22 protein-coding genes are annotated in these 19,869 nt (G+C 59.7%); 11 read left to right on the forward strand and 11 right to left on the reverse strand.

The genetic code is table 11. The annotated features are described in order from the left end of the window. The 3 genes from ACQZ63_RS03865 to ACQZ63_RS03875 form a co-directional block, all read left to right on the forward strand. The coding region (locus ACQZ63_RS03865) for a hypothetical protein (protein ID WP_448799085.1) at positions 1-348 on the forward strand (348 nt) is incomplete at its 5' end. A gap of 355 nt (positions 349-703) precedes the next feature. Next, on the forward strand, positions 704-1,138 hold the full coding sequence (locus ACQZ63_RS03870; RefSeq protein ID WP_025592588.1) for a hypothetical protein: 435 nt from the start codon (positions 704-706) through the stop codon (positions 1,136-1,138). A gap of 261 nt (positions 1,139-1,399) precedes the next feature. Continuing rightward, a complete protein-coding gene (locus tag ACQZ63_RS03875; protein ID WP_013635551.1) occupies positions 1,400-1,846 on the forward strand; it encodes a DoxX family protein in 447 nt (148 codons plus the stop codon). Between the two features lie 63 nt (positions 1,847-1,909). Here ACQZ63_RS03875 and hisG read toward each other — a convergent pair whose 3' ends face one another. Genes hisG through hisS form a run of 4 tightly spaced genes read right to left on the reverse strand, consistent with a single transcriptional unit; the run spans position 1,910 to position 5,639 of the window. After that, the gene (hisG, locus tag ACQZ63_RS03880) at positions 1,910-2,602 is read right to left on the reverse strand and encodes an ATP phosphoribosyltransferase (protein ID WP_065688313.1); all 693 of its coding nucleotides are present in this window, start codon (positions 2,600-2,602) and stop codon (positions 1,910-1,912) included. Next, positions 2,599-3,726: an ATP phosphoribosyltransferase regulatory subunit gene (locus tag ACQZ63_RS03885; RefSeq protein WP_004432209.1), complete on the reverse strand. Its 1,128-nt coding sequence runs from the start codon at positions 3,724-3,726 to the stop codon at positions 2,599-2,601. Before ACQZ63_RS03885 ends, hisG begins: the two co-directional genes overlap by 4 nt. Before the next feature lie 16 nt (positions 3,727-3,742). Continuing rightward, positions 3,743-4,111, reverse strand: a complete 369-nt coding sequence (locus ACQZ63_RS03890; RefSeq protein WP_065688461.1) for a VOC family protein — start codon at positions 4,109-4,111, stop codon at positions 3,743-3,745. A 4-nt stretch (positions 4,112-4,115) separates the two neighbouring features. Then, positions 4,116-5,639 (reverse strand): histidine--tRNA ligase, encoded by a 1,524-nt coding sequence (gene hisS, locus ACQZ63_RS03895; protein ID WP_113555481.1) that lies wholly within the window; start codon positions 5,637-5,639, stop codon positions 4,116-4,118. Positions 5,640-5,795: 156 nt separating this feature from the next. Between hisS and relB the strand changes: the two genes are divergently transcribed. From relB to ACQZ63_RS03910, 3 genes are read left to right on the forward strand one after another with little or no spacing between them, the layout of a single operon-like run. After that, entirely contained in the window at positions 5,796-6,029 is a 234-nt protein-coding gene (gene relB, locus ACQZ63_RS03900; protein WP_004432214.1) for a type II toxin-antitoxin system RelB family antitoxin, read from the forward strand. Continuing rightward, positions 6,013-6,282 carry a type II toxin-antitoxin system RelE family toxin gene (locus ACQZ63_RS03905; RefSeq protein ID WP_004432216.1) on the forward strand — a complete coding sequence of 90 codons (270 nt, stop codon included), beginning with the start codon at positions 6,013-6,015 and terminating at the stop codon, positions 6,280-6,282. The genes relB and ACQZ63_RS03905 overlap by 17 nt, the downstream gene beginning before the upstream one ends. A gap of 6 nt (positions 6,283-6,288) precedes the next feature. Beyond that, the gene (locus ACQZ63_RS03910; RefSeq protein WP_448799086.1) at positions 6,289-7,053 is read left to right on the forward strand and encodes a hypothetical protein; all 765 of its coding nucleotides are present in this window, start codon (positions 6,289-6,291) and stop codon (positions 7,051-7,053) included. A 51-nt stretch (positions 7,054-7,104) separates the two neighbouring features. Here the strand turns inward: ACQZ63_RS03910 and ACQZ63_RS03915 are convergent, their stop codons facing one another. After that, positions 7,105-8,022 (reverse strand): LysR substrate-binding domain-containing protein, encoded by a 918-nt coding sequence (locus ACQZ63_RS03915; protein WP_004432220.1) that lies wholly within the window; start codon positions 8,020-8,022, stop codon positions 7,105-7,107. An 82-nt stretch (positions 8,023-8,104) separates the two neighbouring features. On the opposite strand from ACQZ63_RS03915, the gene ACQZ63_RS03920 reads away from it, so the two are divergent. Further along, complete coding sequence (locus tag ACQZ63_RS03920; protein ID WP_019564245.1) at positions 8,105-9,148, forward strand: YeiH family protein; 1,044 nt, start codon at positions 8,105-8,107, stop codon at positions 9,146-9,148. A 15-nt stretch (positions 9,149-9,163) separates the two neighbouring features. On the opposite strand, the gene ACQZ63_RS03925 is transcribed toward ACQZ63_RS03920, so the two are convergent. Together ACQZ63_RS03925 and ACQZ63_RS03930 are read right to left on the reverse strand one after the other, a co-directional pair. Continuing rightward, positions 9,164-9,607 carry a hypothetical protein gene (locus ACQZ63_RS03925; protein ID WP_004432223.1) on the reverse strand — a complete coding sequence of 148 codons (444 nt, stop codon included), beginning with the start codon at positions 9,605-9,607 and terminating at the stop codon, positions 9,164-9,166. Then, positions 9,604-10,233, reverse strand: coding sequence for a DNA-3-methyladenine glycosylase I (locus ACQZ63_RS03930; protein ID WP_065661330.1), 630 nt, complete (start codon positions 10,231-10,233; stop codon positions 9,604-9,606). Before ACQZ63_RS03930 ends, ACQZ63_RS03925 begins: the two co-directional genes overlap by 4 nt. 237 nt (positions 10,234-10,470) lie before the next feature. On the opposite strand from ACQZ63_RS03930, the gene ACQZ63_RS03935 reads away from it, so the two are divergent. After that, the gene (locus tag ACQZ63_RS03935) at positions 10,471-11,244 is read left to right on the forward strand and encodes a L,D-transpeptidase (protein ID WP_004432233.1); all 774 of its coding nucleotides are present in this window, start codon (positions 10,471-10,473) and stop codon (positions 11,242-11,244) included. A 263-nt stretch (positions 11,245-11,507) separates the two neighbouring features. Then, positions 11,508-12,167 (forward strand): outer membrane beta-barrel protein, encoded by a 660-nt coding sequence (locus tag ACQZ63_RS03940; protein ID WP_013635541.1) that lies wholly within the window; start codon positions 11,508-11,510, stop codon positions 12,165-12,167. Positions 12,168-12,403: 236 nt separating this feature from the next. On the opposite strand, the gene glcF is transcribed toward ACQZ63_RS03940, so the two are convergent. The 3 genes from glcF to ACQZ63_RS03955 form a co-directional block, all read right to left on the reverse strand. After that, a complete protein-coding gene (glcF, locus tag ACQZ63_RS03945; protein ID WP_113157280.1) occupies positions 12,404-13,705 on the reverse strand; it encodes a glycolate oxidase subunit GlcF in 1,302 nt (433 codons plus the stop codon). 3 nt (positions 13,706-13,708) lie between these two features. After that, positions 13,709-14,911: a glycolate oxidase subunit GlcE gene (gene glcE / locus ACQZ63_RS03950; protein ID WP_065658317.1), complete on the reverse strand. Its 1,203-nt coding sequence runs from the start codon at positions 14,909-14,911 to the stop codon at positions 13,709-13,711. Between the two features lie 91 nt (positions 14,912-15,002). After that, positions 15,003-16,451: an FAD-linked oxidase C-terminal domain-containing protein gene (locus tag ACQZ63_RS03955; protein WP_236762564.1), complete on the reverse strand. Its 1,449-nt coding sequence runs from the start codon at positions 16,449-16,451 to the stop codon at positions 15,003-15,005. Between the two features lie 98 nt (positions 16,452-16,549). Here ACQZ63_RS03955 and ACQZ63_RS03960 point away from each other — a divergent pair, with 98 nt between their 5' ends. Further along, a complete protein-coding gene (locus ACQZ63_RS03960) occupies positions 16,550-17,449 on the forward strand; it encodes a LysR family transcriptional regulator (RefSeq protein ID WP_065703868.1) in 900 nt (299 codons plus the stop codon). A gap of 9 nt (positions 17,450-17,458) precedes the next feature. Here the strand turns inward: ACQZ63_RS03960 and ACQZ63_RS03965 are convergent, their stop codons facing one another. Continuing rightward, positions 17,459-18,733 carry a DUF3422 family protein gene (locus ACQZ63_RS03965; protein ID WP_113555483.1) on the reverse strand — a complete coding sequence of 425 codons (1,275 nt, stop codon included), beginning with the start codon at positions 18,731-18,733 and terminating at the stop codon, positions 17,459-17,461. Positions 18,734-19,023: 290 nt separating this feature from the next. Between ACQZ63_RS03965 and ACQZ63_RS03970 the strand changes: the two genes are divergently transcribed. Further along, positions 19,024-19,797 carry a FadR/GntR family transcriptional regulator gene (locus ACQZ63_RS03970; RefSeq protein WP_019564254.1) on the forward strand — a complete coding sequence of 258 codons (774 nt, stop codon included), beginning with the start codon at positions 19,024-19,026 and terminating at the stop codon, positions 19,795-19,797. The last annotated feature ends 72 nt before the right edge of the window (positions 19,798-19,869 follow it).

Below are 19,869 nucleotides of genomic sequence, written 5' to 3' on the forward strand. Positions count from 1 at the left end.
CGGATCGCCCTTTTTTCGTTGCCGCCCATGCCTTTTGGTGATCTGGCGTCGCAAGCGCGCCAGACGGGCGGCATGGACTTCCAATCAGTCCTGTCACTGAAATACGAAAGGGCGGTCTTCGGATCGCCCTTTTTTCGTTGCCGCCCATGCCTTTTGGTGATCTGGCGTCGCAAGCGCGCCAGACGGGCGGCATGGACTTCCAATCAGTCCTGTCACTGGAATACGAAAGGGCGGTCTTCGGATCGCCCTTTTTCGTTGCCGCCCATGCCCCTTGGGACAGCTGGCGCGATATCTTCACTTGCCGGGATCGGGCTTAAAAAATATTGTCTCTTTTTGAAACAGCGATAACTTTAGTCGGCTTGTTTTTGGCAGCGCGTGCAATAATCGGGTGCCGATAGAGGCGAATCACAATTGCCGATGGGGCGGATTTTCGCCCTCTCCAGTTTATAAGCACGACATTTAGTTGTCTTTTTTTCATATATTTCGCGATTACGATGAAGGAATACATATTATTTTTGATTTTCTCTCTGACAGGTTGTTGTGGGTAGAAGAAAATAAACTATAAGTCAGCGCCCGTGAGGGTGCCGCGGCGGGATGCAAGCATTGAAGGGGTTCGATGCTTGGCAGGCACGCTCGAATGCGGATGGCGATGAAAAATCAACTTGGCAGCGACGCTTGAGATTGCAGCGCTGGTACGATGTTCATGCGGGGGCGCGATTTGTTCGAAATATCAAGACGCAACGATGCTCTGCCTGCGGCCGCGACAACCATGCCGGATACTCAGACCCTCTCGCATTTCTTTATTTCGGAGGAATGGAGCGGCGATCTTTCGAGCGGCGTCATCAAGCTTGGCGAACATGCATCTTTCATGCATGGGCTGCCGCAGGGTGAGTGCGGCCTGCTCAGCCTGATCCGCTGTTATGATCGGGGTCACCACGACCGCGTGCTCGAAATTTTCGAACAGGCTTCCGCCGCACCCTCACGCTTCTGCTTTTCCACCGGCCTGTTCACCCTGCCGGCAATGCGGCAGCCGCTTATTTGCATGGGCGAATCCTCGGGTTTCGAGATCGGCCAGCAAGGGCGCATTTCGGGGCTCTTCCTGTTTCCGCGTTTCGAGGATATGCGCTTCGCCGCCTAGCGCGTTTCCAGTAAAACTGCGCAGCGGCTTTATGTCAGGAAAATTTGTTAAAACAAATAGATAGATCGAGTCGAATGGTCCCGTTCAAACGGGGATGCGCGCTCAATGTCATTGAACGACATTGTTGGTCGTTCACAAAATGAAGACAATTTGTCTTCTATTGTTCATCTTTATAGATGCATGATTTTCGGTCATTGATATCTCCAGACATCACCTTGCAGTTTAACCGGCGACACGCCGATCACTTACCGGAGATACTCCATGTCCAGCAGCCAGAACGCTCTCGTTCTCATCGCCCGCATTCTGCTTTCCTTCATCTTCATCTATTCCGGCTTCGGCAAACTCACCGATCCGGCTGGCACTGCCGGCATGATCTCGGGCGCCGGCATGCCTGCCGCAACCGCGCTTGCCTATCTTGCCGGCCTGTTCGAACTCGTTGCCGGTCTTGCCATTCTCGCCGGTTTCCAGACGAAGATCGCCGCATGGGCGCTTGCAGCATTCTGCGTGTTCACCGGCCTCGTATTCCACAGCGGCACCGTTGCCGTTCCCGGCTGGCCTGAGCCTGCTCTCGGCTGGATCAACACACTGAACGGCATCATGCTGATGAAGAACATCACCCTTGCCGGCGCCTATATCCTGCTCGCAACCTTCGGTGCAGGCGCCTACTCCGTCGACGCAAAGCGCGGCTTCGTTACCGCCCGCGCCTGAACCCATAGGCTGACCAAGAAAAAAGCCGCCGGATCGCTCCGGCGGCTTTTTTCTTTTATGCTATCAGACAGCCGCTTTTATTCGCGCCGCGATCTCCTGAACCGCCGGATCACCTTCGTGGTCCGGCTTGCGGGCGCGCACGAAACAGGCTTCCGAGCGGACGATGATGCCGTCGGAGAGGATTTTCAGGTGGTTAGCTTTCAGCGTCGAGCCGGTGGAGGTGATATCGACGATGATATCCGCCTGCCCTGCCGCCGGAGCACCTTCGGTGGCGCCAAGGCTTTCGACAATACGGTAAAGCTGAATGCCGTGCTGGCGCGAAAAGAACTGCTGCGTCAGCCGCCAGTATTTGGTTGCGATTGCCAAACGGCGACCATGACGGGCACGGAATTCCGAGGCCACATCGCCGAGATCGGCCATGCTGTCCACATCCAGCCAGATTTCCGGCACGGCGACAACGACATCGGCATGGCCGAAACCGAGGCGGGCGCAGAATTCCACCTGCGCATCGGCGTTGGTCAGCCCCTCTCGTACCAGGTCTTCACCCGTCACGCCGAAATCCACGCTGCCAGCACCAATTTCGCGGGCGATCTCGGAGGCTGAGAGATAGGCAATCTCGATATCGTCGCGCCCTTCGATGCGGCCGCGATAGGACCGGTCGTTACCGACAGCTGCGACCTTCAGCCCGGCGCGTTCCAGAACGGCGGAGGCGTCTTCCTTCATCCGGCCCTTGGAGGGCAAGGCAATGGTGATCATGGCTTATCGCTCCCGCGCACCGTTTCGATGCGATCCAGCCAGAGGGAAAAGCCCACGGCCGGTATTTTTTCCTGCGCGCCAAGCAGCGTCAGCAGTCGGTCAAAACGGCCACCACCGGCCAGAACGCTATCGCTACCTTCTTCCATCACCTCGAAAACGAGTCCAGTATAATAATCGAGCGGACGGCCGAAGGCCGCGCCGTAGCTGACTGTTTCGAGATCGACCCCGGCATTCGCAAGGGCCGCGACACGCTTATCGAAAGCGGAAAGCGCACCGTCCAGTTTCAGCTTAGCCTTTGCGGCAAAATCGGCCAGAACTTGCGAGGCCTGCGGCAAGGGCGCCTGCAGGGCCAGAAACTGCTTGAGCAGTTCGAAACTCTCATCCGGCAGACGCGTGGCGGCAAGCGCCAGCTTTTCCCGCAGACGGCGGGCGATTTCCTGCGGCGAGCGGCTGGCATTGGTGGAATAGCCGGTTTCCTGCATTACCGTGTCGAGATAATCGACCAGCACCGCCTCTTCGCCCGTCGCCAGAAGGCCGGCGACCCGCGCGTCAAGGCCGGTCATGGGCTTGGGGTGCACAAGACTTTCCAGCAGCGCGTCGAGCTGCGCCATATCGCCGAAAGCCTGCACCAGCCGTTTCTGCCAACCGAGCGGCAGGCCGAGCGCTGCAACGACCGCCTCGAACACCTGCTGGTCGCCCAGCGTGACGGCGAGCGAACGGCCAGGCAGAAGGCGTTTCAGAATGGCGGTTGCATCAATCACGGCGCGGGCATCGGCGGCGGCGATATCGGTATCGCCAAGATCCTCGATGCCGGCCTGATAAAACTCGTTCGCACCCTCCCGGCGCTGGCGGAAGACCTCACCCAGATAGGAGTAACGCTTCGGCGTACCCGTCGCTGTCTCGATATGGCGCAGGCAGACGGGAATAGTGAATTCCGGGCGCAGACAAAGGCTTTCACCTGTCTCGCTCTCCGTCATGAAAATACGCCGGCGCAAATCCTCGCCCGCCATATCCAGAAACGGTTCGGCAGGCTGGATGACAGGCGTATTCACACGACTTGTGCGGCGCGCGGCGAATTCTTCCAGTAGCTCTCCGGAAAATTCCGGCATGTCGATCAGGGGCATGGAACGGTACTTTTCGTCACGGTTCGAGCGGCTGCATCATTTCGATGCGGTTTCCGAAGGGATCAAGGACATAAAACCGGTGATATCCTTCGAGCGGCTCATCCTCAACCACATGGTAGCCTGCAGTTTCAAGTGTTTTTCGCAAGATATTGAGATCGTCTACCAGAAAGGCAGGATGGGCTTTCCTGGCAGGTCTGAAATCCTGATCGATGCCGAGGTGGAGTTTTATCGGTTCAGATGAGAACCAGCATCCGCCGCGCGCCGCCAGATTGGCGGGTTTCGCCTGCTCCGCAAAGCCGAGCAGGTCGCCATAAAAGGCTCGCGCCTCGTCTTCCCGGCCGACGGGCATCGCCAGTTGAAGGTGATCGAGCGCGAGGATCGCCATCGCCTCAGCGCCCTTCAGCGGCGCGGCGAACGTCCTCTGCATGATGTTCCAGAATCTCGCGAACCTTCGCCACCAGTTCCGTCTCCGGCGCGGTGATCTGTGCCACCCGCGCTTCGCGCCAGCTGGCATTGTCCTCGATCTCGCCGGAGAGGCGCTTGCCTTCGATCAGATCCTTGATCTGCACGACGCCTTCGGCGCGCTCGTCACCGCCCTGGATGATGGCGATGGGGGAGCCGAGACGGTCGGCATATTTCAGCTGATTGCCGAATTTCTTCCAGTTGCCCTGGTACATTTCGGCGCGGATGCCCTCGGCACGCAGCGCCTGTGTGAAGCGTTGGTAACGGCCCATGCTGTCCACATCGCCATCCATGACGGTGATGAGAACCGGGGCGAGCGGCTTGACCTGACCGAGTTTGCCGAGGTTCTTCAAGGCCGTCATCAGACGGGAAACGCCGATGGAAAAGCCTGTTGCCGGAACCGGCTGACCCATGAAGCGAGAGACGAGACCATCATAACGGCCGCCACCGCCGACCGAGCCAAAGACGACCTTTTCGCCCTTTTCGTTGGTGACGTCGAAGGTCAGTTCGGCCTCATAGACAGGGCCGGTGTAATATTCGAGACCGCGCACGACGGAGGGATCGATCTTGATACGCGTCGCATCGTAACCGGCACCGGAAACCAGAGAGCCGATGATGTTCAGTTCATCGACGCCTTCCGCGCCTTTGGATGTGCCCGCAACCAGTTTTGCAAGATCATCGGCGCTTTCCACATAATCCTTGATGCCGACGAAAAACAGAACCTTTTCGATCTGCTCTTCACCGAGACCCGCACCCTTGGTGAAATCGCCGGACTCATCCTTACGGCCGGGACCGAGCAGCAGCTTCACGCCATCAGGGCCGAACTTGTCGAGCTTGTCGATGGCGCGCAGCACGTTCAGGCGACGACCGGCATTTTCCACGCCACCAAGGCCGATGGCCTCCATGACGCCGTCCAGCACCTTGCGGTTGTTGACGCGGATGACATAATCACCGCGCGCAATACCAAGCGCTTCCAGCGTATCGGCCATCATCATGCACATTTCGGCATCGGCGTGCACACCGGCAGCACCGACCGTATCGGCATCAAACTGCATGAACTGGCGGAAGCGGCCGGGGCCGGGCTTTTCATTGCGAAACACATAACCGGCGCGATAGGTACGGTAGGGCAGCTGGATTTCGTTGAAATTTTCCGCGACATGGCGGGCAAGCGGTGCAGTGAGATCGTAACGCAGGCTCATCCACTGGTCGTCGTCATCCTGCAGCGAAAATACGCCCTCGTTCGGACGGTCGCTATCAGGCAGGAATTTGCCGAGCGCATCGGTATATTCAAACAGCGGTGTTTCCACCGGATCGAAGCCGTAAAGCTCGTAGACCTTGCGGATCTTGTCGATCATTTCATTGGTGGCATGGATATCGGCAGCAGAACGGTCCACGAAGCCACGCGGCAGGCGGGCTTTCAGTTTCTGAGGCTTTTTTGCTTTTTCGCTCATGATGCCGATCCGATATTTTTCTGAAATTATGCCGGTGTATTAGATGATGAAGCCCGGTGCGGCAAGCCGCAAAGCCTCTGGTTCCACTGGCCGCACGGGGCAAACAATGCTATATGGGATGCATGTATCCCATTTTAGTCGAAAAGGGCGCAAGCAATGAGCAAACAGACTGCCATCCGCCTGCCGGACGAGACCTATGAACGGCTGAAAGCGCTTTCCGAGCGCACGGGCCGTACGTCCGCATACTATATCCGCGAGGCGATTGAGAAACATATCGAGGATATGGAAGATCTCTATCTAGCCGAAGAGGCGACGCGACAGCGCATTGCCAATAAAGAGCGCACCTATAATCTGGAAGAAGTGATGCGCGATCTTGACCTGGAAAATTGAATTTCAGCACCGAGCCGTCAAACAGCTTGGAAAGTTGGCAAAGCAGGACGCGAACCGCATCGTTTCTTTTCTGGCGGACCGGGTCGTCCAGGACGACAATCCCCGCCAGACAGGTGCCGCCCTGCAAGGCTCAGAACTCGGCAGCTTCTGGCGTTACCGGGTAGGCGATTACCGTATCATCTGCGATATACAGGACCACAAGCTTGTCGTGCTGGTGGTGGAAATTGGCCATCGCCGCGAAATTTACCGTTAGGCATCAATGATCCTCGAAGCCCTGCAATATGCCGCCACGCGTGCGGCCACGCCGAAACCATTCCGGCCGCATATCCGCTATTCCGTCAATCTATGGGCGCGCGCCAATCGCTGCGCAACAGCATGGGCGGAGCATGAAAACAACAGCCAGCAATTTGTGCTGCAATCGGCGAGAAAACTCAAACAGAGACGGACGGCGGTGGTGCTCGGGTCGGGTCTGCTGCGCGACGTGCCATACGATGCGCTGGTGGCGATGTTCGATACCGTGGTTCTGGTCGATCTGGTGCATCTTGCCAGCGTGCAGGCGAAGCTACGCTTCAATTCCAAAAAGAATGTGCGCATCGTCAACCGCGATCTTTCCGGTTTTGACGACATCGTTGCAGGTAAAGAACCGGAACCGCTCGAGTTCCTGCGGCGGGTGCCCTATCTGGATTTCGTCGTCTCGGCCAACCTCCTGTCACAGATCGGCACCGGCGCGCGGCATCGGCTGGAGCGGGAGAAGATTGCCGGCGCGCCTGATGACCTTTTGCCGAGGCTCATTCAGACGCATCTGGATGCGCTGGCCGCCCTTCCCTGCAAGGTGTGCCTGATAACGGACACATCCTTTGACGTTATCGGCAAAGACGGCAGCCTGCACCAGCACGAGGACTTGCTGCACGGTGTTGATCTGTCCGCGCCGGCCGCCGCATGGGAATGGCCACTCGTTCCGTTGGGAGAGGAAAGCAGGGACTATCGAATCGTTCATCACGTCGTTGGGCATGAGCTGACGTGATAGGCTCTGCCCGCGCACCGCGATCCCGATAATGCCGCGCGGCCTTTCGACCTACAAACCGGCAAGACCGGCCTTGTAGTCCTCCGAGGCGGCACGGCTGAGGCGTTCCAGTTCCATGGCGGCACGGCTAGTGTGACGTTCCTTGTGGCGCAACAGAGCAAAATTGCGGGCGGGCAGATCGATGCCGGCGCGGACCAACAATCCCTGGCGTAAGAAGAGGGAGGCGACGGAAGCGGAAACCGCTGTCGCCGCGCCGCCGGAGCGTGCCGCCATCACCACGGCCTCGTTGGAGGGCAGTTCCAGCATCACGGAAAGATCTGCCGGGTCGACACCCATCTGCCGCACCGCCGCCTCGAAGGCGGAGCGGGTGCCGGAACCCTGTTCGCGCAACACCCAGGACGTTCCGTATAGAATATCGAGGGCGGTGAGATAACGGCCGTCGGCGAAGGGGTGGGCGGAGCCGGTGACGACCAGAAGCTTGTCGGATACCACGGGCTGCACCATCAGCGCCGGCTCGTCGATCTTGCCCTCGATGAAGCCGACCTCAGCCAGCCCATCGAGCACGGCCTGCGTTACCGTTTTCGTATTGCCGATATCGAGTTTCAGCGTCACACCCGGATAAAGCTTCTTGAATTGCATGAGGATCGGCGGCAGCCAGTAGCTGGCAATGGTCTGGCTGGCGCAGACAGTGATTTCGCCGCGCGTCAGACCGCCCATTTCGGAGAGAATCAGTTCGGCGCTGCGTACACGCGCCAGCGTCGCCCTGGCCTCACCCAGAAACACCCGTCCGCTTTCGGTCAATTCGATATTGCGGCCGACGCGATGAAACAGCTCGACATTATAAAAGGCCTCGAGATTCTTGATAGCGGAACTGACAGCCGAGGCGGTCAAACCGATTGCCTGCGCGGCCCTTGTCAGGTGCTCGCGTTCGGCGACGGCGATGAAAATGCGGAGTTGTTCGAAGGTCATGGCTTTTTCATTCGATTTTATCGAATAATATATGCCATATTATTTGATAGAATAAAACAGGCCATTCCGGCATTGTCTGGCCATGGCACAGCATCGCACCCTCACTCATCCCTTCCAGTCTTCTTTTCGTTCGCTGACCCCGCTTCTGCCGGGCATTCTGCTTTGCGCGGCGGTCAGTTGCGCTGCCATTCTGGCGGAACGATTTCAGGTGCGGCTTGCCGGACATGCATGGCTCGGCGATCTGGTGCTGGCTATTCTGATCGGTACGCTTTTGCGTTCGCTCGTGTCGCTGCCAGCGGTTGCGTCGGCCGGCATCAAGTTCAGTGCCAAGACCCTGCTCGAGATTGCGGTGGCGCTTCTTGGCGCATCCTTGAGCCTTGCCATTCTAAAAGGCGCCGGCGGTTTGCTGATCGGCGGCATCGCTGTCATCGTCGCCCTGTCGCTGATCTTCAGCTATGCCGCCGGACGGATGCTGGGGCTGCCACCCAAACTCGCAACCCTTATCGCCTGCGGCAATTCCATCTGCGGCAATTCGGCCATTGCGGCGGCAGCGCCCGCCATTGGCGCCAAGCCAGAAGATGTCGCCGCCTCGATTGCTTTTACAGCCGTTCTCGGTGTCGCCGCCGTTCTGCTGATGCCGTTTCTGCCGCAGCTTCTCGGTCTTGATGCCACCCAATATGGCATCTTCGCTGGCCTGACGGTCTATGCCGTACCGCAGGTGCTAGCAGCCACCGCCCCGCTCGGCGCCGTTGCGGTGCAGACCGGGACAATCGTCAAGCTCATACGCGTCCTGATGCTGGGGCCGGTCATTGCTGCCCTCTCCGTCATCCACGGCCAGTCCGGCAAGGGCCGGCTGAAGTTGCAGCAGATGGTTCCGTGGTTCATCATCTGCTTCGTGCTGATGATCATGGCCCGTTCCTTCGGCCTTATTCCCGAGGTTCTGCTCGGCCCCCTCGCCTCGCTCTCCAACATCCTCACCATCATGTCGATGGCGGCGCTTGGGCTGTCGGTCGACATTCGCAGCCTTCGCCATGCCGGGGGCAAGGTCATCGTCGCCGCCAGCCTCTCGCTCGTGCTGCTTGGAATCTTGAGCTTCGGCCTGATCGCGCTGACGCAAACGGCCTGAAGGTGCGGCGGGCCGTTATTTCTGAGTGCTGACCGTCAGGATATAATGCGCGCCGAGCCCGCGACGCGGTGATCCCAAGATAAGCGTCGGGCGGATCAGCCATTCGGTATCCGCCTTCGGCGTCAACGTGGCGATTTTACCTTCGGAGTCGCTGAAAAAGATCGCGTCCTGATCCGGCGTCGAAAAATCAAAGATCGCCATCAGGACAAATTCGCTGGAAGAGGTAAGCTCGACCTTCATCGTCTGCCCGGCCTTGACCTTCAGGCGGTAGACATCGCCACGGCCGCGCCGTGTCCAGCCATCTAGTTTCAGCGGCCCGGTGGGCGGCAGGGCAACTTCCTTGAGCCTTTCGCCGTCGTCCAGCCAGATGCCGTCGACGTTGCGGCTTTCCGCAGAGGATGGATGCGGCACGGCCGCCACGGCCATGGCAAAAGCCAGAAGAAGGGACTTTGCTTTCATGGACGTACAAACTCCCGCCGCATGGCCTCGATCGGCTCACGGCAATGACAGCCTTCGATATGATCGTTGACCATACCCATGGCCTGCATGAATGCATAGACGGTCGTCGGGCCGACGAAGGTCCAGCCGCGCTTTTTCAAATCCCTGGAAAGACGAATGGACGCGTCGCTGGTGGGGTTGGCCCTTAACGTCGCATAGTCCAGCCTTTGCGGCCTTTCTGCGGCGGAAGGCTCGAACCCCCAGAAATAATGGGCAAGCGAACCGAATTCGTCCCGGAGCGCTATGGCGCGACGGGCATTGTTGATGGTTGACACGATCTTGCCGCGATGACGGATGATGCCCTTGTCCGCAACACAGCGCTCAATGTCGGCTTCACCGAACTCCGCCACTTTTTCGAATTCGAAATTGGCAAAGGCAAGACGGAAAGCCTCGCGCTTGCGCAACACCGTCAGCCAAGAGAGCCCGGACTGGAAGCCCTCGAGACATATCTTCTCGAACAGGCGACGATCGTCGGTGACGGGATAACCCCATTCTCTGTCATGGTAGCGGCTGTAATCCTCAAGTCCCTGCTGCCAGAAACACCGCACGCGGCCATCCGCGCCCGTTTCAAGTCCCGCCTCGTTCATACCGCAACCACCCTTTTTCGCTCCCGCCCGTGACCGGCGTGATGCGCGCACTTACCACTCATTCACCACGTTTCAAAACGGGTCGCTAACCTTAAATCCAGCTTTTTCTAATCAAGCGCTTTTTAATGAACAGCCATTTACGATTCGCTGGCGTCAAGGTGCGAACGTAGCCGGCAAGGCGGGCGAATGATCCCGCAATTGCTATTGTTGCGACATACCGCAGAGAGAGTCCACCCGATGACGATGAAGTCCGTTTTTCTGGCGCTGAGCCTCGTTTCCACCTTCGCCGCCCCGGCCGCCGCAGCTGGTGAGCGTTACCGGGAGCGCCCGCCTGTCGTCGTCAGTCCAGACCTTTCCGCCCCCTGGGTAACGCAGCTTGGTGGCGGCAATGTGCGGCCCGTCGTTTACCCGCGCGCGCCAGCAGCCCGCCAGCCTTTCTTCCAGCAGCGCCAGGCCGCCATGCCGCAGCGCCCAAGCTCCGGCGTCACCTCGCAGCGCCCGGCCCGGGTACAGAACGCCGCCGTTCGCCCGAATGCGCCGGTGCGCACGCAGATCGCCCCGCAATTCCTGCCCCAGATCGTGAGCTACCAGACCACCCAGAAGCCCGGCACCATCGTCATCGATACGCCGAACCGCTTCCTCTATCTCGTCATGGCGGATGGCAAGGCCCGTCGTTACGGGGTCGGTGTCGGCAAGCCCGGTTTCGAATGGGCCGGAACGCACAAGGTGACCCGCAAGGCGGAATGGCCGAGCTGGACGCCCCCGAAAGAAATGATCAGCCGCGAAGCGACCAAGGGACACTACCTTCCGGCCTTCATGGAAGGCGGCCCTGCCAATCCGATGGGCGCGCGCGCCATGTATCTCGGCTCCACGCTTTACCGCATCCACGGTACCAACCAGCCCTGGACGATCGGCAGCAACAATTCCTCAGGCTGCATCCGCATGCGCAACGAGGATGTCACCGATCTTTACGAGCGTGTGAACGTCGGAACAACAGTCATTGTGATATGACGGCAACGGTGCCGCTAATACGCGGACTTGCAGCCCACACCGCGGCAGATCGCGCTTGAATTGATGCCCCGCAGCGGTACAATCGCTACTAGATTGATTGAAGGAGACTTGGCGGGGGACGCCAGGCGCCGGACCTCTCTCAGGGGGATGATGGAACGGCCTTGAAACGGGTGGTCAACTGACCGCCCGTTTTTAGTTTCTGTCATTTAAATGTTACTAAAAAGCGGTTTGGTGTGTCCTCAACACCAAACTGGATTCTCCCCATGCTGCGCCACGTTTCCATTCTTTGCGCCCTGCTGCTCAGCGGCGTTTCCTTCTCTTCCGCAATCGCGGGGGAATTTGAATTTTCCGGTTACGGCGGCTGGCAAAGCGCCCCGCACAGCGATGTCACGGTTTCGGACGGAACGGACTTCCGGGCGGGGTGGGAAGGCAAGTCATTTTCGAGCCCGGCCTATTGGGGGGTGCGCGGCACGTACTGGTTCGAGGAAGGCCAGCTCAACAATCTCGGCATCTCGCTCGATTACACCCATGACAAGGTCTATGCCGACGACCAGACGCTGGCGCGTTCCGGCTGGTCGCATTTCGAGTTCACCGACGGCCTGAACCTTTTGACGCTGAACGCGCTCTATCGTTTCCCGCTGGAGACCTGGCGCCTGACGCCTTACGTGGGCGCGGGCGTTGGCATCAACGTGCCGCATGTGGAGGTTACCCGGGCTTCCGGCAAAACCTTCGAATACCAGTTCGGTGGCGCAACCCTGCAGGCGCAGGCCGGCCTTAGCTACCGCATAACCGACAACTGGTCGACCTTCGTGGAATATAAAGGCACCTACTCCTTTATCGACGTGGATATCGACAATGGCGGCAAGCTTAAAACCGATATCATGACCAATGCGGTGAACTTCGGCGTGGCCTACAAGTTCTAAAACTGGGATGGAAATAGAGGGCGCTTTCCGACAGGTGCCAAGCTACCCTCAAACCTCACTCCTGTGCTTGTCACAGGAATACATCCGACGCGCGTCTGCGCTTCAAGAAGAGGCCTTCAAGCCCAAGGATCTGGGCTGACTGGATCCCTTCGACAAGCACAGGGATGAGGAGAGCGAACGACGCACCGGCCCGAGCCTTGTGTCGGGTCCCATGGCCCTTACAAGCGAACGGCGCTCTAAGCCAAAAGCCTCGCGGGTTTCGGTCCGCCATAAGCCCAGTCCAGCAGCTCGACCGTGTGCAGGATCGGCATTTCCGTGCCAGTCGCGATCTGAGTGATGCAGCCGATATTGCCGGTGGCAATGACATCCGCGCGTGTGGCTTCGATGTTCCTCACCTTGCGCGCCTTCAGCTTTCCTGAGATCTCCGGCTGCATGATGTTATAGGTTCCGGCCGACCCGCAGCAGAGGTGCCCTTCCGCCGGATCGCGGACGGTAAAACCAGCCGCTTTCAGCAATTGCTTCGGTGCCATGGTGATCTTCTGGCCATGCTGCATGGAGCAGGCCGAATGATAGGCAACCGTCAGGCCCTGGCTTTCCTTTTGCGGCAGGTCGAGCGTGGCAAGATATTCGGTGATGTCCTTCGCGAGTGCCGATACCCGTGCGGCTTTGTCCGCATAGGCCGGATCAAGCCGCAGCATATGGCCGTAGTCCTTGATGGTCGTGCCGCAGCCGGATGCGGTGATGATGACGGCATCGAGGCCGCCATTTTCCATTTCACGCATCCATACATCGACATTGCGGCGGGCGGCGGCGAGCGCCTCGGCCTCGCGCCCCATATGATGCACCAGCGATCCGCAGCAGCCTTCCCCCTTCGGCACGACAACCTCCACGCCAAGCCGCGCCAGAAGACGCAGCGTCGCCTCGTTGATACCAGGGTCAAGCACCGGCTGGGCGCAGCCGGTAAGAATGGCGACACGTCCACGCTTTTCACCTTCGGCTGACCGTTCACCCGGACGGGCAGAAGCTGAAACGGCGGGCACGGAAGCCGGGGCGAGAGCGAGCATGGATTGCAGCGGTTTCAGCGCGGGAAACTTCGCGAGCACACCGGCGAAGGGTCGCGTGATCCGTGCCAGATGCAAGGCCAGCCGGAAGCGACCGGGATAAGGCAGAACCGCAGCCAGAAGATTGCGGGTCAGGCGGTCCATGAAGGGACGTTTATAGGTTTGTTCGATATGGGCGCGGGCGTGATCGACCAGATGCATGTAATCGACGCCGGACGGACAGGTGGTGGTGCAGGCAAGGCAGGACAGGCAGCGGTCGATATGGGTGACGACTTCGCGGTCTGCCGGGCGGCTATTTTCCAGCATGTCCTTGATGAGGTAGATGCGGCCGCGCGGACTGTCCAGCTCATTGCCAAGCGTGACATAGGTGGGACAGGTGGCGGTGCAGAAGCCGCAATGCACACATTTGCGCAGGATTTTTTCGGATTCCGCCACTTGCGGATCAGCCAGTTGCTCGGGCGTGAAGGATGTTTGCATGGTTCAGACGGCCCTTCCCATCTTGCCAGGATTGAAGATGCCCGCCGGATCGAGCTTTTCCCTGATGCGCGCAGACAATATGGCCTCCGCCGCCGGGCGCGGTTCGAATGCCGGCACGGTGGCGCGCACCGCGTCGCTCGCCCGTATCAAGGTGGCGTGCCCGCCGCCGAGCGCGCGGATGGCACCGCGCAGCAATTCCGCTTCCGGGTCCGCCTCCATCTGCATCCAGATGAGACCACCCTGCCAGTCATAAAAGGCATCGATGCCCGCTTCCATGCGCAACGCAGCAACCAGCCTGTGGCCTTCGCTCGGCGCGACCGAGACTTTCCAGAGCGGTTTGGCATCTTGCCCGGCATAGGGCGCGACATTCCGCACCTGCCGCCATAAAACAGCACTCTCCTCGCCTTCCAGCAGCGCCCATGGGCCAACCCGATCCATGACGGATAGGAGTTTCGCCGCGCGCGCCTCGACGGAAGCCCCGAGCCCTTCCAGCCGCAGGATTGTCGCAGGACCTTCCGGCAGCGCGCCTGCGATGAAATGGGAGCGAACGCTTTCCGGCAGATGGGCCGCACCGGAAACCTCGACGCTCATCGCCATCGCTGCCGCCATGATCCGCGTCGCGGCCTCGTCGTCCAGACCGCAGACAACCACGGTTTTTTCCGCTGGCGGTTTCGGCAACACGCGGAAGGTTACTTCCGTGAGAAAACCGAGCGTGCCGTGTGAACCCGCCAGAAGCTTCGAAAGATCTAGCCCGGTGACATTCTTCATTACCCGGCCGCCCGCCTTGATGACTTCCGCCTTTCCATTGACGAAACGGATGCCGAGCAGGCTGTCACGCGCCGCACCAGCCACATAACGGCGCGGGCCGGAAACATTGGCAGCAAAGACGCCGCCGATGGTCGGCTCGCCTGTGGTTCCCATGATCGGGCGGTGATCCATCGGCTCGAAGGCCATCATCTGCCGGTTTTCGGCAAGGGCGGCCTCGACGGTGGCGAGCGGTGTGCCTGCTTTGACCGTCATGACCATTTCAGCAGGGTTGTAGGCGATGATGCCAGACATTGCGCGGGAGGAAAGCGTTTCATCTGCCTCGACCGCATTGCCGAAACCGGAGCGGGTGTTGCCGCCGATGATTTTCAGCGGGGTTTTTCGGGTTGTGTGGTCGCGGATGATGTCGGCGACCTGGGTTTCTGCATAAGGGGTCAGCATGGGGTGCGCCCCGAGCAAGAGATACCCTCCTCTGCCCTGCCGGGCACGGAGGGGTGAGCCGCACCCACCAAGGCTACAAAGCTAAAGTACATCATCCCCTCCCCTCCAGCGGAAACACCTTGGAAGGGTTCATCAACCAGCCCTCGTCAAAAGCAGCGCGAACCGCCATCTGCTGGGCAAGATCAGCCTCGGCATATTGGTGCCGCATCAGGTCGCGTTTTTCGATGCCGACACCGTGTTCGCCGGTGAGGCAACCGCCCGCATCGACGCAGAGCTTCAGGATTTCATTGCCCGCCTCTTCGGCCCGGGCGGCGTCTTGCGGATCGTTGGCGTTGAACAGGATCAGCGGATGCATGTTGCCATCGCCCGCATGAAAGACATTAGCGACGCGAAGGCCGAGGCGGTCGGTGATTTCGCTTGTTTTTTTCAGCACATAGGAAAGCTGGGAAAGCGGCACCGTGCCATCCATGCAGATATAGTCCGCGATGCGGCCCGTTGCGCCGAAAGCGGATTTCCGGCCCTTCCAGATCGCCGCGGCCTCCATGGCCGACTGGCATTCCCTGACCGTCTTCACGCCGTGTTTTTTCGCAATGGCGACAATATCGGCCAGCATGGCGTCCATTTCCGCCTCCGAGCCTTCGACCTCGACGATCAGCAGCGCGCCGACATCCAGCGGATATCCGGCCCTGGCGAAGGCCTCGCAAATCTCGATTGCCGGCTTGTCCATGAATTCGATGGCGACAGGAATGATGCCCGCGCCGATGATATCGGCCACGCAGGAGCCAGCTTCTTCGGAGGTTTCGAAACCAAACAGCACCGGGCGCGCGCCCTCCGGCTTGGCAATCAGCCGCACCGTCGCCTCTGTGACGATGCCGAGCTGGCCTTCCGAACCGCAAACGAGGGCGAGAAGATCGTAACCGGCGGCGTCAAGATGCTTGCCGCCCAGCTCCAGCACCGTGCCATCGACAAGCACCATTTTTACGCCGAGCAGATTATTGGTGGTGACACCGTATTTCAGGCAGTGCGCACCGCCGGAATTCATGCCGACATTGCCGCCGATGGTGCAGGCAAGCTGCGAGCTTGGGTCCGGCGCATAAAAGAAGCCTTCCGCACCGGCCGCATCGGAAATGGAGAGATTGGTGACGCCCGCCTGTACCCTTGCCGTGCGATTGTAAAAATCGAGTTCGAGGATCGCGGACATCTTCGAAAGGCCGATCACCACCGCATCTTCCTGCGGAATGGCGCCGCCGGAAAGCGAGGTGCCCGCGCCGCGCGGCACGACAGGAATGCCGTAACGGTGACAATATTTCAGTACCGCTGCGACCTCTTCGGTGGTCTTCGGCAGGGCGACGGCCAGCGGCAGGCGGCGGTAGGAGACGAAAGCGTCGGTCTCGAAAGGCACGAGCTCACGCGGCTCGTGCACGAGACAGTCCTCGGCCAAGATATCCTTCAGATCGGATATGATGCGGTCACGGCTCGATAAAACCGCCGCACGCGGCTCCAGAAACTTGATCGGCTGCGTCACCGCCCCCTCCTCCATGCACGTCTTGCCAAGTGGTATTGTTTCTTTACCACTTTGAAGGAGCGCAATCAAATGCTAAGGATTTTTTCCGTTCTGGAAATAATCGGGAGGCAACTGTGACAAATCTGGGCGATCTGGAGGTCTTCGCAACCGTTGCCGCCTCCGGCAGCATGTCGCTTGCCGCCAAGGAGCTTGGTTATTCGCCCGCTGTTATTTCCAAGCGCATCAAGCGGCTGGAAGAAAAGCTCGGCGCACGGCTGTTCCAGCGCACGACAAGGCAGATCTCACTGACCGAAGCGGGCCAGGGCTTTTACGAACGGGTACTTGCCGTGCTGGAAGGGCTGGAGGATGCCGAGGATTTCGTGTCTGGGCGCGCCAACACCGTCAACGGCACGCTGAAAATCTCAGCTCCCACCTCCTTCGGTCGCATGCATATTGCGCCGCATCTGAAGAGGTTCATGGAGCGCCACCCGGACCTGTCGGTCAATCTGGTGCTCAGCGACGAATTCATCGATATCATCGAAGGCGGTTACGATCTGGCGATCCGCATCGCCGATCTCAATTCCTCCAGCCTCGTCGCCCGCCGGCTGGCGCCGGTGCGCCGCGTGCTATGCGCCTCGGCGGAATATGTCACTGCCCACGGCATGCCGGCGACGATCGAGGACCTTAAGAAGCACCGCTGCCTGCCAGCCCACAACAACGATATCTGGCGATTGGAAGGACCGGGCGGGGCGCTCAGCATCCGCCCGGAAGGCATGCTGGTCACCAATTCCAGCGAAGTGATCCGCGAGGCGGTGATATCGGGACTGGGAATTGCGTTGCGCTCCACCTGGGATATCGGCCACGAATTGCGCGCCGGCCGGCTGGTGCAGGTTCTACCCAGCTATGAGGGATCGCGAAACGTCACGCTGTCGGCGGTCTATCCAAGCCGCCAGTTCCTGCCCGCGAAGGTGCGGCTGTTCATCGACTATCTCGCCGGACTTTACGGCCCCTCACCCTATTGGGAGCATGATTGACGCCGGTATTCAGTGCCCGCCCTCGACATGGGAGCGGCGAATGCGGCGCACCACCCACCAGACGCCCAGCACGGCAAAGGGAACGGAAAGACCGGTGACCACGGCGGGATCAACCGGCAGCACGTCGTGGCTGATCGCCTTGGTGAGATAACCGATCAATCCGACGACGTAATAGGAGATGGCGGCGACGGACAGGCCTTCCACCGTCTGCTGCAGGCGAAGCTGCATGGCGGCGCGCTTATTCATGGTGTTCAGGAGCACCGTGTTCTGCCGTTCCAGTTCCACGTCGATCCAGCTTCTGACGAGTGCCGTAGCGCGATAGAGCTTGCGCGACAGGTTGGCCTGCCGCTCCTCGACCGACTGGCAGGTGCGCATGGCGGGCGCCAGGCGCCTTTCCAGAAAGCTGCCCATGGTCTCGTGCCCCTGAACCGGCGTTTCCGCAAGCGCGCGAATACGTTCATGCACGATACCGTCATAGGCGCGGCTGGCGCCAAAACGATAGAGGCTGAGCGCGGCATTGGCTTCCAGTTCCGCCGCAAGCCGGGTCATCTCCGCCAGCAGCGCATCGGCCTCGTCGCGCGCGCCGTTTTTCATGCGCTGGGTGATTCCCGTCAGGCCATCTTCGATGCGACGGATTTCCGGCGACAGCGTCTGCGCCATCGGCAGTCCAAGCATGGCGAGCGTGCGATAGGTCTCGATATCCAGCATCCGCTGCACCAGCGCACCGCGGCTGTAATCGCTCAAGCCACGGTCGATCACCAATATCTGCGTCAACCCGTCGCGATCCTGACGGAAATCGGTGAGGATCGCCGCCTGCCCGTCGCGCACGTCGCTGTAACAGAGGCTCGTCGGCTCGAACATGGTCTCCGCGTTGGGCGCCGTTGCGCCTTCTGGACGGATTTCCAGCCGTATGCCTGATATCAGGGAGCCGGGTGGTGAAAAACCGTCGCCGAACGGATCGCCGACAATATCGCCGCCGAATTTTTCCGGCGCGGGGCCATCCCAGAACCATGTAGAGAATTCGGTATGCCGCTCCCAGCGCAGCGTGCCCTGCCCCCAGGGCATGGCATGGTGGCGGGCATCGCGTTCCGGCGGCGCGACACCCCGGCTGCGCGACATTTCCGCAATGACCGAGTGATGCACGGCAGAACCGCCATCCATCATGAAGGCAAGCTGGACGATGATACGCGACGGCGCAAGAAGCACGGTCGGCCGCGCATGAACCTCGCCGAGAGCCAGCGATCTTTCCGGCGCGCTTGCGAAAGCAAATCTACCCTTGGCCATTGCGATATCGTCCCCGCCTGTTTCGCCGGTTTTCTAGAACATCCATCGCGATGACGACACCGCAATCGAAGCAGATGTAATTGTTTTGATGCACCTGACGGAGAAAAACCGCCATCACCACCCTGTGCGGGTGCTTTAACAAAAGCCAGTTTAAAAAGGCAGGTGCCGTGTTGCCGCAGGCATGGCGCAGAGCTTACGGCAGAACTGGACAGAATATTTGACCAGTGCGATGCTTCGCTGATAATTTGCCTCATCGAATACGGGGCGGGACTTCGCCGGAGAATGTTGCGATGGACGAAACACTGTTCGCCCGAATAGAGCACAGCCGCACATCGCAGGAGGTGATCTTACGTTTCGAGGAGCTCATCCTCGACGGCATATTGCGGGATGGCGACCGGCTGCCCGGCGAGCGTGAACTGGCGCAGAAGCTCGATGTCTCGCGGCCAATCCTGCGGGAAGCGCTGAAGGAACTCGAAACGCGCGGCCTTCTCACCAGCCGGCACGGCGGTGGGACTTATGTGGCCGATATTGTCGGTCCGGTCTTTTCCGATCCCTTGAGCGCGCTGATCACACGCCACAGCCGCGCAACGCGGGATTTTCTGGAATATCGCCGATATATCGAAGGCATGACCGCCGAACTTGCGGCACAGCGGGCGACGGAACCGGACAGGCGCAACCTTGCGGCTATCGTCGAAAAAATGCGGGAGGCCCATGAGGCTGGCCGCTTCGAAGAAGAACTTGCAAGCGATGTGGAATTTCACAACGCCATCGGCGAGGCGGCACATAATATCGTGCTGATGCACACATTGCGGTCCTGCTACCGGCTCCTGAGCGACGACATCTTCTATAACCGCCATCTCATATTCAGCGTCGCAGGTGCGCATGACGAGGTGTTGAGACAGCATATCGCCATCCACGAGGCCATTGCGGGCAGTAATGCGGCAGGGGCAAGGGCTGCGGCGGAAACCCATATCGATTTCATCGTGGACACCACATCAAAGGCGCATCAGGCAAGGGAATGGGACCGGATTTCACGCCTGCGACAACAGCAGCGCAACGCCTGAAAACAGCTTCAGACGAAATGCGGCATCGCTTTTCTTCAGATTTTATGGAACCTTTTGTCCTCTTTGGTCTTT

The organism is Agrobacterium sp. CG160-95 (genome assembly GCF_053521725.1).